Genomic DNA, 13,800 nt, shown 5'->3' on the forward strand with positions numbered 1-13,800 from the left:
TTGTTTCGACGTGCTTCTTATCGGAAAACCGGTTTCCACTTTTCCGGAAGCACTCCAGTGGCTCAGTACCAGTAGCACTTGCCGTGCTTGCAAACGTGGTTGGTGCACTGGACGCGGCCGATGCCCTTCACGTGCTTGTGCCAGCCATTCAGGCCGCGACGGCATTTGCGATGCCAGAAATGCGCCTGCACGACGTTCGACGATTGTGCGCTGACGTCCTTGAGCAGGCTCAGCAGTGCTGGCGACGCCGCGTTCGCCGATGCGCCTGAAAATGCGACGCCGGCTGCGAGCGCGACGGCCGCGAGCCAAACATTCTTTTTCATGGGTGTACTCCTCTCTCCCAAACGCCGGAGGTTTTTTTGGTTTAGCGAGGTCACGCTAGCCTCGAGACATCAGGCCGCCAACAGATCAATTGCCGGGACACGAGAACGGTGCGCCGCTGTTGCAACTTGGCGTCTCAGTTAGCTCTCAGGCGTGCGCGAAGGCGGGAACATCCGGCCAGAAGACGCGGGCTTTTTCGCTAACCTCGACGGGATCGCCGGTTGTCAGCAATTTCAGCGATCCCTGTTCAGGGCCGTTCAGATAATGCGATCGCCGCGCGAGATAATCTTCGAAGCTGTCGGAAACGACCTCGGGCTGCGAAAGGATGCGCGTGAACGGCGGCAGGTGTTTGCGAAACAGATGCTCGACGAGCGGGAAGTGCGTGCAGCCAAGGATCGCACGATGCGGCGGCATTCCGTCCGTCTGGTTCAATAGCCTGGCGATGCCTTCGCGCACGAGGTCTTCGAGATGTGCCTCGGGCTGTTTTTCCTCGATTGCGCCCGCAAGCTCCGAGCAAATCTGCTGGACGACGGTCACCTTTGGGCAGCGCTTGCCGATCTCTTCTGGATAGACGCCGGACGTGACCGTGCGTGTCGTTCCGAAGACGCCAATGGTGTCGGTGTTGTACTTCTGCGGATATTGCGGCGACGTCACAGCCCAGGGCGTTTGCGTTGCGGCTTCGACGGTCGGCGCGACGATGCCGAGCACGTTATGCGTTCCGGCCCAAGCGCTCCGTGGCAGCCACTCCTGTTGCAGGCGTCTCAATGCGACGGCGGTTGCCGTGTTGCAGCCCAGGAGAACGAGTTTGGCGCCGCGCCCGAACAGATCCTCGACGCAATCCCGCGTGTAATCGACGATCGCATCCGACGGGCTATTGCCGTAGGGGACGTGCGCGTGATCGGCCAGATAAACGAAGTCGGCGGCTTTGAACCGCTGGGTGAGGACGCGCAGAACGGTAAGGCCGCCAAGACCTGAATCAAAGACGCCGATCATGGCGAGTGTTTGCGACGCCCGGCGACGAACGTCAACGGCTTCGAAGTCTTACTCGGCGGCCGCGGAGGGCGATACGCTCGGTCCCTTGGCTTCGCTGTCGTGCTCTTTGAGGCTATGGAGCGACGGCATCGACACTGTGTTATAGCCGCAGTCGACGAAGTGGACTTCGCCTGTCACAGCGCCGGACAGCGGCGAGAGCAGGTAGAGGGCGGAGCCCGCAACCTCGTCGAGCGTCGGGGTTCGCTGCAACGGCGAATTATCGCGCTGGAAATTGAAGATGACGCGAGCGTCGGAAACACCGGCGCCCGAAAGCGTGCGCATCGGTCCGGCTGACAGCGCGTTGACGCGGACGCCCTGCGGTCCGAGATCGGCGGCGAGGTAACGGACGGAGGCTTCGAGCGCGGCCTTCGCAACGCCCATGACGTTGTAAGAGGGCACCCAGCGGGTCGCGCCACCGTAAGAGAGCGTGATCAGCGAACCGCCGTTCGGCATTAGCGCGGAGGCGCGCTTCGCAATCTCGGTGAACGAGAAGCACGAGATCACCATCGAGTTGATGAAGTTCTCGCGGGTTGTGTCGGCGTAGCGTCCGGCGAGTTCTTTCGGATCGGAAAAGGCGAGCGCGTGGACAACAAAGTCGAGGCCGCCCCATTCGTCTTTGATGCGCTTGAAGACGTTGTCGACGCTGGCGAGATCGAGGACGTTGCATTCCTCGATGATCTTCGAGCCGAGCGACTGAGCGAGCGGAGCCGCGCGGCGACCGAAGGCGCCACCTTGATAGGTAAACGCGAGTTCGGCACCCTGGCCCGCGAGAACGCGTGCGATGCCCCAGGCGATCGAGCGATCGTTGGCAACGCCCATCACAAGGCCGCGTTTGCCCGCCATGATCGGACCCGGCTTAGCGATGTCGATGTCAGTCATTGAATGCCTCGTTTTATCACCAAATGTGCGCCCGCGGACGTCAAACCAACCGCTTCCACGCTTATAAACTCTCATTATAAATCGCCAGCCCGCCGGACGACGACAAGCAGGCAAGGCGCAGGATCGCGCGTTACTCAGGCATCGTGGCGGCCGAAAATCAGAGTGGCATTGGTGCCGCCGAAACCGAAGCTGTTCGACATCACACAGTTAAGTTCAGCGTTGTCGATGCGACTCAACGCGATCGGAACGTCGGCGAACGCCGGGTCCAATTCGTCGATGTTGGCGCTTTCACAAATGAAGCCGTTGTTCATCATAAGGAGGGAGAAAATCGCCTCCTGAACGCCGATCGCGCCCAGCGAATGGCCGGTGAGCGATTTCGTCGCAGAGATCGGCGGGATGGCTTTTCCGAAGACGGCGCGGATGGCGTCGATTTCCTTGGCGTCGCCGACCGGCGTACTGGTGCCGTGCGGGTTGATGTAGTCGATCTTGGGCAGGCCCTTGCCGTCGAAACCTTTGAGGGCGAGGCGCATGCAGCGCTCGGCGCCTTCACCGGAGGGCGCGACCATGTCGTAGCCGTCCGAAGTCGCGCCGTAGCCTTTGACCTCGCCGTAGATTTTCGCGCCGCGCGCCTTGGCGTGCTCCAGCTCCTCGAGAACGACGACACCGGCTCCGCCTGCGATCACGAAGCCGTCGCGGTTTTTATCGTAAGCGCGGCTCGCCTTATCGGGCGTCGCATTGAAGTGCGTCGACATCGCGCCCATGGCGTCGAACAGGTTCGACAGCGTCCAGTCGAGTTCCTCGCAGCCGCCGGCGAACATGACGTCCTGCTTGCCCCACTGAATGAGCTCTGTCGCGTTCCCGATGCAGTGCGTGCTGGTCGCGCAGGCCGAGGCGATCGAGTAGTTGACGCCCTTGATCTGGAAAGCCGTCGCGAGTGCAGCGGAGGGTCCGGAGCACATGGCTTTCGGAACTTCGAACGGCCCGATCTTTTTCGGTCCGCCCGTTTCAAGCGTCGTCTCGGCGGCTTCGACGATGGCGCGTGTCGACGGGCCGCCGGAGCCGAGAATAACGCCCGTGCGTTCGTTGACGACGGTCGACGGTTCGAGACCCGCATCGCGGATCGCCTGATCCATCGCGATCCAGTTCCAGCCGACGCCGGGGTTCATGAAGCGGCGAGGTTTTCGCGGCACCATGCTTTCCCATTCGAGATGGGGGGCGCCGTGAACCTGACATTTGAAGCCGAGATCAGCATATTTCTCAGCGCGCGAAATGCCCGACTTCGCCTCTCTCAGGGAAGCAAGCACTTCCTGAGTATTGTTTCCGATCGAGGAAACAATGCCCATTCCGGTGACAACAACGCGCCGCATGCGCTCCTAATCTCCTGCGGTTTTTGCAAAGCCCGCGAGGCTATCGGGGCAGTGCGCAACGCTTAAGGGCCTTCGCTCGATTTGAGTAGGACCCTCAGATCCTTGGCTGTGTATATCACTTCGCCGTCAGCTTTAAGGACGCCATCGGCTTCCGCGAGTTTCAATTTGCGAGCGATCACCCGCTTGATGTCGATGACATATTCCAGCAGCTTGACGTCCGGCGTCACTTCGCGCGTGAACTTGACCTCGCCGACGCCGGACGCGCGGCCCTGGCCGCTGAGGCCGAGCCAGCCGAGAAAGAAGCCGGTCAATTGCCAGAGGGCATCGAGACCGAGGCATCCGGGCATGACCGGGTCGCCCTTGAAATGGCAGGCGAACAGCCAATCGAGGCGCTCGTTTCCTGCGACTTTAAGCTCGGCGACAATCTGGCCTTTGCCGTGCGCGCCGCCCGTCTCGGAAATTGCTGCAATGCGGTCGACCATCAGCATCGGCGGTAGCGGAAGCTGAGCGTTTCCGGGACCGAAAAGCTCGCCACGGCCACAGGCCAAAAGATCGTCAAATTCGTAGCTCGAACGGCGCTCCGCCATGCAATCCCCTCGTCTCCTCCCAGCCCAGGTGAGATTTATTCTAAACAGTCTCACGCCGGTCGTGCGGGAGCGGCTCGTAACACAACCCCGTCATAACGCCTAGCACACCCCGGTGTGGCGTTGTAACGACGAGATTTCGCACCAAATAATGTATTGTTGTCGCAAGTTGCGGGTTTTCGAACGTCATACTATACTTAAATGCGAAAGTGCGTTGTGCCGCGATGGGTGCAACGTGGGAACTTCAGAGCGATTGTTCAAACAGAAATGTCCGAGAAATCACCGGCTGAGCCGGACGTCAGATCGACAGTCACGATACCTGGTATGCTGCGGCATGCGGGTTTGCGTCCGACGCGACAGCGTCTGGCTCTCGGCCGGCTTCTGTTCGGAAGCGGCGACCGGCACGTAACCGCCGAACAACTGCATGCGGAAGTTTCGTCACTCGGCGAGCACGTGTCGCTGGCGACGGTCTACAATACGCTGCATCAGTTCAAAAAAGCTGGCTTGGTGCGTGAACTCGCGATCGAGGGCTCGAAGGCGTACTTCGACACCAACACCTCGAACCACAACCATTTTCTGCTCGAGAGCAACGGCGAGCTGATGGATATTCCAGGAGACGCGATCCGCGTCGATGGATTGCCGCAGCCGCCGGACGGGATGAAGATCACGCATGTTGACGTGGTCGTTCGCCTCACCAAGGACGAAAGCCGCTAAGCGGCTAAACGATCGGCGGACCGGTCAATCATTTGATCGTTTCGCCTTCATACGCGCCCCAGAGCTTTTTCTGCTCGATGTAGCCGGTGTAGGCATCGACCGTCACGCGGCACCAACGTCCGTCACACGAATGGAGATCGGCGATCACGCCGGCTTCGACGTTGACGACGACGTTCGAGCGTGCGCTGTCGCTGGCGTGAATCGGAACCAACGGCGGTTTTGTGCTGGCCTTGCGCTCCCAAGGCAGCACCAGGGCCGTCCTGCGGCCGGACAGAAACGATTGCAGGACCCATCCTGTGGCGCCCTCGGAATCGCGGACCTGACGCCAGCTCTCGAATTCCTTGACGATCTCCAGAGGCAGGCCGGCGCGGCGATAAACCCAGCCGGTCGGGTAATCTGTGCCCGGCCCGTTCCTGAGATTGACCCGATCGGACTTCAGGCTGACGAAGCGTGGCACGGCCAGGCCGCTGCCGGATGGAGCGGCGGAGGTTTCGCCAGGCTCGGCGTGCACGGGGGCGAGCGCGGCTGCGGCGATCACGGCCACATAGCAAATGGCGGCCGCCAAGGTCCGTATGCTCCGGCCTTCGGGCACGAGATTTGATCGAGAAATGAGCGATGCGGTCATCTGAAGCGTTTCACGTGCTTCTCATTGGCGATGGGTTCAGAGATAAAATGCCGTCGCACTTAGTGAATCAGCACTTTGTCTTCGCGAAGGCCATCTGATAGACACGGGGCCGCACTTTCTCAAGCGGGCACGCCATTGGGCCGAATTGGTCGGCCGTTGTGCAACGGAAAGCGAATGCCAACTTCCACAAAAAAACCTGTCGTCATCGTTACGCGCAAACTTCCCGACGTGGTCGAGACGCGTATGTGCGAACTGTTCGATACGAAGCTCAACGTCGAAGACAAGCCGTTGACGCAAGCGCAGCTCGTCGAAGCGGTGAAGACCGCTGACGTTCTCGTGCCGACGGTGACGGATCGCATCGACCGCGCCGTGCTGACGCAAGCGGGTCCGCGTCTCCGGCTGATCGCGAACTTCGGCACCGGTGTCGACAACGTCGATCTCGATACGGCGCGCAATCGTGGCATCCTGGTTACGAATACGCCCGGCGTTCTGACCGAAGATACCGCCGACATGACGATGGCGCTGATCCTCGCCGTGCCGCGCCGGCTCGCGGAAGGCGCTGCCTACATGCGCGATCCGGCGACGAAATGGTCGGGATGGTCGCCGACGTGGATGCTCGGGCATCGGATTTACGGCAAGCGCCTCGGCATCATCGGCATGGGACGCATCGGTCGCGCGGTGGCGCGGCGTGCGCAGGCGTTCGGGCTGCAGATCCACTATCACAACCGCCGCCGTTTGCCGGAGGACATCGAGTCCGAATTGGAGGCGACGTTCTGGGAGAGCCTGGACCAGATGCTGACGCGCGTCGACATCGTGTCGATCAACTGTCCGCATACACCCGCGACGTACCATCTCCTTTCGGCGCGGCGTCTAAGGCTGCTCAAGCCTTCGGCCTACGTCGTCAACACGGCGCGCGGCGAGGTCATCGACGAGAACGAGCTGGCGCGACTTCTCGAAACGGGCGCGATCGCCGGAGCCGGGCTCGACGTTTTCGAGAACGAGCCGGTCGTCAATCCGCGGCTGCTGGCGTCCGAGCGCGTCGTAGCGTTGCCGCATATGAGTTCGGCGACGATCGAGGGCCGTATCGACATGGGCGAGAAGGTCATCATCAACATTAAGGCGTTTGCTGACGGTCATGCGCCGCCGGACCGCGTCCACGTCGCCATGCTCTGATTGCTTGATCGCTTCGGCTTTTGGGCGGTTTGCGCAGTTATTCTGCGGCGCAGGCGCTGCCACCTGTCGGCCGGTGAAGCGAGAGATCGGTGATCGTCGGCGTGCGGCCGGATAGCGGATTGTCGGGATCCCACGGGATCGACACGACTTCGAAACGGCTGGCCAGCACGTCGCAGATCAGAAGTCGCCCCGCGAGGCTTTCGCCAATCCCTAAGATGTCCTTGACGATCTCGGCTGCTTGCAGCGTGCCGATGACGCCCGCGACCGGACCAAGCACGCCGGCCTCGGCGCAATTGGCGACCAAGCCGGCGGGCGGCGCTTCCGGGAACAGACAGCGCAGCGTCGGATAGGGCGTGCCGTCGGCACTCGTCTCGTGTGGCTTGAAGAGCGAAACGTAGCCGTCGAACGCGCCGAGCGTCGCGTAGGCGAGCGGACGTTTCGCGAGGTAACAGGCGTCCGAAACGAGATAGCGGGTCGCGAAATTGTCCGAGCCGTCGGCGACGATGTCGTAGCGGCCGATGAGATCGAGCGCGTTGACGGCGTTCAGGCGTTCGGCGTGAACTTCGACATTCACCAGCGGATTGAGGCGGTGAACGGTGTCGCGGGCGCTTTCCACTTTGAGGCGTCCGGCGTCGGCGGTGTCGTGAGCAATCTGACGCTGCAGATTATCGAGCGAGACGCGGTCGTCGTCGACGATGCCGATCGTTCCGACGCCCGCCGCCGCGAGGTACATCAGAACGGGTGAGCCGAGGCCGCCCGCTCCGATGACGAGCACGCGCGCCGCCTTGAGTTTCTGCTGGCCGGGCGCGCCGACGTCGCGCAGCACGAGGTGGCGCTTGTAGCGTTGCACCTCCTCGGCCGTCAGCGTCGTCATTTGTCTTGCCTTTAGATCCTAGAGCCTTTCCGATTTTGGTGGAATCGCGGAAAGGCTCTAGCTCTTTGCTTTGCCGTGCTTCTTAGCGGAAAACCGGTTCCCACTTTTCCGGAAGCACTCTAGCTTCGGGGCTGCGGTTCGACGAACAGCTCGCTCGAGAAATAACGCTCGGCCGAAGAGGGTGCAATTGTGACAATGGTTTTACCGGCGTATTCCGGCCGTTGCGCAACCGAGATGGCGGCCGCTACGTTGGCGCCTGTCGAAATGCCGCCGGGAATGCCCTCGACTTTCGCGACGGTGCGCGAAACTTCGAATGCGGTGTCGCTCGCGACGGTCACGACTTCGTCGATCAAGCCGGTATCGAGGTTGTCGGGAATGAAGCCTGCGCCGATGCCCTGGATTTTGTGCGGACCTTTGGGCTGGCCGGAGATGACGGCGCTGGTCGTCGGTTCGACGGCGATGACCTTCAGGCCGGGGATGCGCTTCTTGAGGATGCGGCCGCAGCCGGTCAACGTGCCGCCGGTGCCGACGCCGATCACCAGAGCGTCAACTTTGCCTTGCGTGTCATTGTAGATTTCTTCGGCGGTCGTTTTCTCGTGAACGAGAGGATTCGCGGGATTGCTGAACTGGCCGGGAATGACGGCATCCGGGAAGGACTTCGCGAGTTCATCGGCTTTCGCTAACGCGGCGGGCATGCCGCCCGCGCCAGGTGTCAACTCGAGCTCAGCGCCGAGATGGGCGAGGATTTTGCGGCGCTCGAGCGACATCGTTTCGGGCATCACGAGGATGAGGCGATAGCCGCGCGCCGCTGCAACGAACGCCAAACCGATGCCGGTGTTGCCGGAGGTGGGCTCGATCAGAACTGTTTTGCCGGGCGTGATGCGTCCTTCGGCTTCGAGAACGTCAATCATGGCGACGCCGATGCGATCCTTGACCGACGAAAGCGGATTGAAGAATTCGAGCTTCAGAAGAATGTCGGCCTTGAGATTCGCGGAGGCTTTGATTTTCGAAAGGCGCACGAGCGGCGTGTGGCCGATCGTTTGATCGATGCTGTCATAGACGCGTCCGCGTCCCCATGTTTTCGTGGCCGCGAGTGTCTTGATATCGGGCGTCTGTGTCATTGTGTTCTCTTGGTCTGCGTTGGGTGCGGAAGCGCACTTTCGAATGTGGCGGCTTTTCTCGCAGTTTCAGAGACTATCCTCAAGTCCTTCGCGGCGCTAATAAGCATTTAATAAGCATAGCTTTTTTTCGTATTTAGCGGCTTTGCAAACTCTTCTTGCTGGAAAATTTTGATTTCTTATTGACCAGCTTTTTCGCAACGACATTTTGTTTTTTCGTCTTCGGGGAGGATGTGCTTGTTTTTATTCCGGTCGAGCCGAAACCGCCGGTGCCACGCTTCGTTCCGGTAACCTGCGCGACTTCTTCAAGATCGGCGCGGACGATCGGTGCAATGATCATTTGCGCGACCCGTTCGCCGCGATTGACCGTGAACGGCTTTTTGCCGAGGTTGATCAATATGACCGAGACCTCGCCGCGATAGTCGGAATCGATCGTGCCGGGACTATTCAAAACCGTAATTCCGAATTTCGCGGCAAGTCCGGATCGCGGTCGCACCTGAGCTTCGTTTCCCGGTGGCAATTCAAATATCAATCCGGTCGGTATTAGCGCGCTGCCGCCGGCTGAGAGTGTGATCGGGTTTCCAGCGGGGACGGCGGCGACGAGGTCGAAACCGGCAGCTTCCGCGGTTTGATACGCGGGCAATGGAAGGTCAGCGGCGTGCTGTAGGCGCTGGACGTTGACCTTTATTTTTTTTACCTCGGGGCGTCGAATCATTCCGCTGCGGCTCGCTTCAACGTCGCCAGATGATTGGCGGCGCGCGTGACGATTTTTGTCGCGACCTCGGCTTTGCTCATCTCAGGCCAGCTTTCGGTTCCTTCGCTCGTCAGAAGATGAATTGCGTTATGTTCGCCGCCCATGATTCCGGTTCGCGAGGAAACGTCGTTTGCGACGATCCAGTCGGCGCCTTTCGATTTCAATTTCTTTTTTGCGTGAGCGAGGACATCGTTGGTCTCGGCGGCGAATCCAACGACCAGAGTCGGGCGTCCTTTTCGAAGCTGCGCGATCGTTTTCAGAATGTCGGGGTTTTCTGTGAGCGTCAGCTCGGGCGGCGCATCCGAACCGGACTTTTTGATTTTCGATGTGTTCGGCGTGGAAACGCGCCAATCGGCGACGGCGGCCGCGAATATCGCGAGGTCGGCGGGAAGCGCAGCCTTGACCGCGCCAAGCATCTCTTCCGCCGTCGATACGCGCACGACGTGGACACCTTGCGGCGCGGCGATTGAGACGGGTCCAGAGACGAGCGTAACGTCGGCGCCGAGCCGTGCGGCTGCGGCGGCCAGTTCATGACCCTGTTTTCCCGAGGATCGGTTGGCAATGTAGCGCACGGGATCGATGGGTTCGTGCGTCGGACCGCTGGTGACGAGGACGCGGCATCCGGCAAGCGGCTTGCCTTCGGCAGGAATCGCAAATTGGCTTTCGATCGCGGCGAGCAATTCCGGCACCTCGACGAGGCGGCCCGGTCCGGCTTCACCGCGCTCCGCCATCTCTCCCACCGCCGGCCCGACGAAATGAACGCCGTCGCGCTTCAGCTGTTCGACGTTGCGGCGCGTCGCCGGGTTGAGCCACATGCGCGGGTTCATTGCAGGCGCGACGAGCACGGGCTTGTCGGTTGCGAGCAGGATCGCGGTCGCGAGATCATCGGCGTGGCCACCGGCCATCCGCGCGATCAAATCCGCCGTTGCTGGTGCGGCGACGATCACATCGGCATCGCGCGCCAGGCGAATGTGTCCGATCTCGCGCTCGTCATCGAGGTCGAAAAGATCGGTGAAGACGCGCTCGTTGGTCAGGGCCGCGACGGACAGGGGCGTGACGAACTGCTGAGCAGCCTTGGTCATGACGACGCGAACGTGATGGCCGCGCTCCCTCAGGCGCCGGATGAGATCCAGGCACTTGTAAGCGGCGATACCACCGCCGATGAGGAGTAAAATGCGCTTCGCCGATGCCAAATTCGTAAGACCCGATGACGATCCGAGAGGCGGAGACTTTATCATATTCCGTGCTGCCGGAAGTTAAGGCGGTTGGGCCGACAACCAAAATATGCGGGTAGTCCCGCATGGTCGACAGGGCCCATCTGGCCTATATGCGTCCCAACATTCGTTTTGGAGGCTCATCCATGCGCTTTAGAATTCTGCTTTTGAGCTTAATGGCGTTGCTGCCGGCGACGGCTCATGCCCAGGAGACCACAAGCAAAGGGGTCACCGTCGCGAACTCCTGGGCACGTGCGACGCCCGGTGGCGCGACTGTCGGGGCGGTTTTTCTCGAGATCCGCACGGACAAAAAAACCGCCGACCGGTTAACAGGGATAGCGTCTCCGGCCGCCGACAAAACCGAAATTCATTCAAGCTCGATGGAGGGCGGCGTCATGAAGATGCGTCGCCTCGATACGATCGATCTGAAGCCCGGCAAGACAATCGCATTGAAGCCGATGGGCGATCACATCATGCTCTTCGGCCTGAAGCAGCCCCTGAAAGAAGGCGATACCGTCGATCTAACGTTGACGTTCGAAAAGGCCGGTACCATTGCCGTCAAAGCTGGCGTCAAGGGCATTGCGGCGATGGGGCCTGCCGCGCATCAGCATCATTCCGGCGGCGGCATGGACTCAATGTCGCATGACGGATCGATGTCACATGATTAGACGTACGGCGACATGCACCATTCATGGCATTTTCCGTGATCTGACGGTCTCCGGTTGAGACGAATTTTTTATGTCGCGCGGTTACTTGACGCAGAACGGATGATGGTACATGGTGCGCCCACCTTCGACGGCCGGACCGGTCGTTGGTTCCAATAAAAAAGAATAAAGGTCCAAGTCTAGGGACGAAACTATTGGGGTGGAGCGCTCTGTCGCTCCACCCCAATTCAGTTCAGACGCAATGTAAATTGCGTACGGTGTAAATTCCGCACGATGCAATTCCCGCCCGATTCAGTCTTGCCGCATTCTATTTCGTCCTTCGGTAGCGCGGAGAATGATCTCAGAAGCGCAACGGCAACGGCCGTTCAACCGGTGCGATCTGCAAGCCAAAGCAATCCTGCCCCTCAACCCTCACCAAAATTCTGGACGCCGCGCCGATGGGCTGCCTTGATCGGGGCGTCTTTCTCGCGGCAATAACGCGCGCCGTCAGGCTAGGATCGGGGCCGAGGGGAGAAAATGCGCCGACAAGGGGACATTACCGACGCCAGCCGACCGTCACGCAGCCTCATCATCGCGAGCGTGGCGATCTGGCTGATCGTGACGCTTGCGCTGCCGCTGTCGGCTCTGACCCTCAATTTCTTCCGGCTCGGCGGTTCGCCGCTCGGCTTCTGGATCGCCGCCCAGGGCGCGTTGGTCGCTCTGGTCATTCTTGCGTTCTTCTACGCTTGGCGTGCCGGAGGCGTCGCGCCGGCCGAACGTGTCTGGCCGAGCTTCGCGTTTGCGGGCGAGGCGACCGGCGCGGCGGCGATCATCGGTTTTACGGGATTCATTGCCGCCATCGGATATGACGCGCTGGCGTTGCCGCTCGGGCTCGTCGCGGGCTTGACGTTGCTCGCGATCCTCGTCGCCCCGCGCTTCGTCCTCTACCCGGTGCGCTCGATCGGCGGTTTTTTCGCCATTCGATACGGTGGGAATTTCGCGCGCCGGCTGGCGTTGCTGATTACGGCGGCGGCGACGATCGTTCTGCTCGCCGCCGACCTGAAAGCCGGTGCCTATGCCTTGCAAAGTCTGGCGCGTATCGAATCGGCGGAAGCCGTGACGATCCTCGTCGTCAGCGTGGCGGCCGTCTGGCTCGTCGGCAGTGTGCTCAATGTGCGGACGCTTGCGGGCATCAGTTTCGCGGCGATGGTCGTCGGGGTGCTTGTCACGCTCGTCGCCATCGCGGCGCGTGCGCGGGGCTGGACCATTCCGCACCTGACGCTTGGAGCGGCGCTCGAAAATCATCTCAGCCTCAACATGACGCTGGTCGTCAACCGCCTTGCCGATGTCGATGCGCTGACGCCGTTGGCGTCGCCCTTCCTGCAGCTTTCGATGCGGAATTTCGCGGGACTTCTGCTTGCCGTTGCGCTTGGCGTGGTGGTGGCTCCGCATCTTCTCGGACGCCATATTTCCCAGTCGGCCGTTGCGCCGGGAGGTGCGGTGCGGCGGACGGCGTTGGCGCTGATCGGGGTTGCCGTCGTCGTGGTCAGTCTGCCGCCGCTCGCCGTTTACAACCGCGTCGCTTTCGAGACGGTGCTTTCGAAGGGCATAGAGGACGCGGTCATCCCGAAGAAGTTCGCCGAGGCCAGCGACCTCGGATGGGTGAAAATCTGCGACAAAAACTCTCGCGACGTCGCCGAGCTTGCGACGGCCTGCGCCGCTGCTCCGGAGCAGCGTGGCTTTCTCAGGCTGCAGGACCTCGTCTTCTCGACGGATGGGTTCGTCGTCGCGGCGCCGTTCATGGCCGGTCTCGATCGCGCGTTGCAGTATCCGTTGCTGATTGCGGTTCTTATCGCGACCTTGCTGATGGGCAACGCGCTTCTCGCCAGTCTTGTTGATGCCGATGCGGAAGTCCGAAAAAATGGATCGCAGGCGCGAGGCGATCTCGATTTTCGTTCGGCGACGCTCGGGGCAAGCGTGCTCGCCGGAGGATCGATTATCGCCAGCGTTTCGACGCTCGGCAGTGGCCTGCTTTTCGCGGAGGGGTTCGCGCTCACCGCCGCAGGGCTTTTCGTGCCGATCGTTCTCGGTCTTTATTGGCGGCACATGAATTCCACGGGGGCCAGTGTCGCGATGGCTGCGGGTGCCTTGATTACAGCAGTCTATCTTCTTGGCGTGCACGTTTGGCCGGTCGAGTTCTTCCGGATCTCAGGCTCATTGTCGGACGCGGGCGAGGAAGCGGCACAGCAATTCAGCGAGCTTGATACGGCTTTCGCTCTGGCCGCCGATCCGCACGCGCGCGCCGTGGCGTGGACCGCGCTGCGGGACCATGCGGCCACCGTTGCCAACTGGGGCGGATTGAAGCCGGCCGCGATTGTGCTGGTAGCTGTGCCGGTGGCATTCTTCCTGTCTGTTGCCGTCAGTCTTCTGTTCCGCAATCGAAAGACGGTGCAACCTGCGCGCTGAGGCTTCGCGCCCAGGGCTCGAGTCGCCTAAGCTCG

At 61.1% G+C, this 13,800-nt stretch carries 14 protein-coding genes; 4 read left to right on the top strand and 10 right to left on the bottom strand.

Translation table 11 applies throughout. The annotated features are described in order from the left end of the window. Positions 1 to 62: 62 nt before the first annotated feature. From WC026_RS07295 to fabA, 5 genes are all read right to left on the bottom strand, one after another. The gene (locus WC026_RS07295; protein ID WP_372710169.1) at positions 63 to 323 is read right to left on the bottom strand and encodes a hypothetical protein; all 261 of its coding nucleotides are present in this window, start codon (positions 321 to 323) and stop codon (positions 63 to 65) included. Between the two features lie 145 nt (positions 324 to 468). Next, positions 469 to 1,314: a glutamate racemase gene (locus tag WC026_RS07300; RefSeq protein ID WP_372710170.1), complete on the bottom strand. Its 846-nt coding sequence runs from the start codon at positions 1,312 to 1,314 to the stop codon at positions 469 to 471. A 48-nt stretch (positions 1,315 to 1,362) separates the two neighbouring features. Beyond that, positions 1,363 to 2,232: an enoyl-ACP reductase FabI gene (gene fabI / locus WC026_RS07305; protein WP_372710171.1), complete on the bottom strand. Its 870-nt coding sequence runs from the start codon at positions 2,230 to 2,232 to the stop codon at positions 1,363 to 1,365. A gap of 134 nt (positions 2,233 to 2,366) precedes the next feature. Next, positions 2,367 to 3,599: a beta-ketoacyl-ACP synthase I gene (fabB, locus tag WC026_RS07310; RefSeq protein ID WP_372710172.1), complete on the bottom strand. Its 1,233-nt coding sequence runs from the start codon at positions 3,597 to 3,599 to the stop codon at positions 2,367 to 2,369. Between the two features lie 62 nt (positions 3,600 to 3,661). Next, positions 3,662 to 4,186, bottom strand: a complete 525-nt coding sequence (fabA, locus tag WC026_RS07315) for a 3-hydroxyacyl-[acyl-carrier-protein] dehydratase FabA (protein WP_372710173.1) — start codon at positions 4,184 to 4,186, stop codon at positions 3,662 to 3,664. 264 nt (positions 4,187 to 4,450) lie between these two features. Between fabA and irrA the strand changes: the two genes are divergently transcribed. Further along, complete coding sequence (gene irrA / locus WC026_RS07320; protein WP_372710174.1) at positions 4,451 to 4,897, top strand: iron response transcriptional regulator IrrA; 447 nt, start codon at positions 4,451 to 4,453, stop codon at positions 4,895 to 4,897. A 28-nt stretch (positions 4,898 to 4,925) separates the two neighbouring features. Here irrA and WC026_RS07325 read toward each other — a convergent pair whose 3' ends face one another. Then, on the bottom strand, positions 4,926 to 5,522 hold the full coding sequence (locus WC026_RS07325) for an SH3 domain-containing protein (protein ID WP_372710175.1): 597 nt from the start codon (positions 5,520 to 5,522) through the stop codon (positions 4,926 to 4,928). A 174-nt stretch (positions 5,523 to 5,696) separates the two neighbouring features. Here WC026_RS07325 and WC026_RS07330 point away from each other — a divergent pair, with 174 nt between their 5' ends. Then, positions 5,697 to 6,695 carry a 2-hydroxyacid dehydrogenase gene (locus WC026_RS07330; RefSeq protein ID WP_372710176.1) on the top strand — a complete coding sequence of 333 codons (999 nt, stop codon included), beginning with the start codon at positions 5,697 to 5,699 and terminating at the stop codon, positions 6,693 to 6,695. Between the two features lie 37 nt (positions 6,696 to 6,732). Here WC026_RS07330 and WC026_RS07335 read toward each other — a convergent pair whose 3' ends face one another. From WC026_RS07335 to coaBC, 4 genes are all read right to left on the bottom strand, one after another. Further along, entirely contained in the window at positions 6,733 to 7,569 is an 837-nt protein-coding gene (locus WC026_RS07335) for a ThiF family adenylyltransferase (protein WP_372710177.1), read from the bottom strand. 119 nt (positions 7,570 to 7,688) lie between these two features. Next, positions 7,689 to 8,690: a cysteine synthase A gene (gene cysK, locus WC026_RS07340; RefSeq protein ID WP_372710178.1), complete on the bottom strand. Its 1,002-nt coding sequence runs from the start codon at positions 8,688 to 8,690 to the stop codon at positions 7,689 to 7,691. 133 nt (positions 8,691 to 8,823) lie between these two features. Next, entirely contained in the window at positions 8,824 to 9,402 is a 579-nt protein-coding gene (gene dut, locus WC026_RS07345; RefSeq protein WP_372710179.1) for a dUTP diphosphatase, read from the bottom strand. Then, complete coding sequence (gene coaBC, locus WC026_RS07350) at positions 9,399 to 10,679, bottom strand: bifunctional phosphopantothenoylcysteine decarboxylase/phosphopantothenate--cysteine ligase CoaBC (RefSeq protein ID WP_372710180.1); 1,281 nt, start codon at positions 10,677 to 10,679, stop codon at positions 9,399 to 9,401. The genes dut and coaBC overlap by 4 nt, the downstream gene beginning before the upstream one ends. A gap of 122 nt (positions 10,680 to 10,801) precedes the next feature. On the opposite strand from coaBC, the gene WC026_RS07355 reads away from it, so the two are divergent. Next, complete coding sequence (locus WC026_RS07355; protein ID WP_372710181.1) at positions 10,802 to 11,323, top strand: copper chaperone PCu(A)C; 522 nt, start codon at positions 10,802 to 10,804, stop codon at positions 11,321 to 11,323. A 513-nt stretch (positions 11,324 to 11,836) separates the two neighbouring features. Further along, positions 11,837 to 13,765, top strand: coding sequence for a sodium/substrate symporter small subunit (locus WC026_RS07360; RefSeq protein WP_372710182.1), 1,929 nt, complete (start codon positions 11,837 to 11,839; stop codon positions 13,763 to 13,765). Positions 13,766 to 13,800: the final 35 nt, after the last annotated feature.

Origin of the sequence: Hyphomicrobium sp. (assembly GCF_041674905.1) — a bacterium.
In the GTDB taxonomy this organism is placed as follows: domain Bacteria; phylum Pseudomonadota; class Alphaproteobacteria; order Rhizobiales; family Hyphomicrobiaceae; genus Hyphomicrobium_B.

What these genes read in the sequence shown, in the direction of transcription:
- WC026_RS07295 (WP_372710169.1), bottom strand. Translation starts at nt 323, where the DNA reads ATGAAAAAGAATGTTTGGCTCGCGGCCGTCGCGCTCGCAGCCGGCGTC.
- WC026_RS07300 (WP_372710170.1), bottom strand. Translation starts at nt 1,314, where the DNA reads ATGATCGGCGTCTTTGATTCAGGTCTTGGCGGCCTTACCGTTCTGCGC.
- fabI (WP_372710171.1), bottom strand. Translation starts at nt 2,232, where the DNA reads ATGACTGACATCGACATCGCTAAGCCGGGTCCGATCATGGCGGGCAAA.
- fabB (WP_372710172.1), bottom strand. Translation starts at nt 3,599, where the DNA reads ATGCGGCGCGTTGTTGTCACCGGAATGGGCATTGTTTCCTCGATCGGA.
- fabA (WP_372710173.1), bottom strand. Translation starts at nt 4,186, where the DNA reads ATGGCGGAGCGCCGTTCGAGCTACGAATTTGACGATCTTTTGGCCTGT.
- irrA (WP_372710174.1), top strand. Translation starts at nt 4,451, where the DNA reads ATGTCCGAGAAATCACCGGCTGAGCCGGACGTCAGATCGACAGTCACG.
- WC026_RS07325 (WP_372710175.1), bottom strand. Translation starts at nt 5,522, where the DNA reads ATGACCGCATCGCTCATTTCTCGATCAAATCTCGTGCCCGAAGGCCGG.
- WC026_RS07330 (WP_372710176.1), top strand. Translation starts at nt 5,697, where the DNA reads ATGCCAACTTCCACAAAAAAACCTGTCGTCATCGTTACGCGCAAACTT.
- WC026_RS07335 (WP_372710177.1), bottom strand. Translation starts at nt 7,569, where the DNA reads ATGACGACGCTGACGGCCGAGGAGGTGCAACGCTACAAGCGCCACCTC.
- cysK (WP_372710178.1), bottom strand. Translation starts at nt 8,690, where the DNA reads ATGACACAGACGCCCGATATCAAGACACTCGCGGCCACGAAAACATGG.
- dut (WP_372710179.1), bottom strand. Translation starts at nt 9,402, where the DNA reads ATGATTCGACGCCCCGAGGTAAAAAAAATAAAGGTCAACGTCCAGCGC.
- coaBC (WP_372710180.1), bottom strand. Translation starts at nt 10,679, where the DNA reads ATGATAAAGTCTCCGCCTCTCGGATCGTCATCGGGTCTTACGAATTTG.
- WC026_RS07355 (WP_372710181.1), top strand. Translation starts at nt 10,802, where the DNA reads ATGCGCTTTAGAATTCTGCTTTTGAGCTTAATGGCGTTGCTGCCGGCG.
- WC026_RS07360 (WP_372710182.1), top strand. Translation starts at nt 11,837, where the DNA reads ATGCGCCGACAAGGGGACATTACCGACGCCAGCCGACCGTCACGCAGC.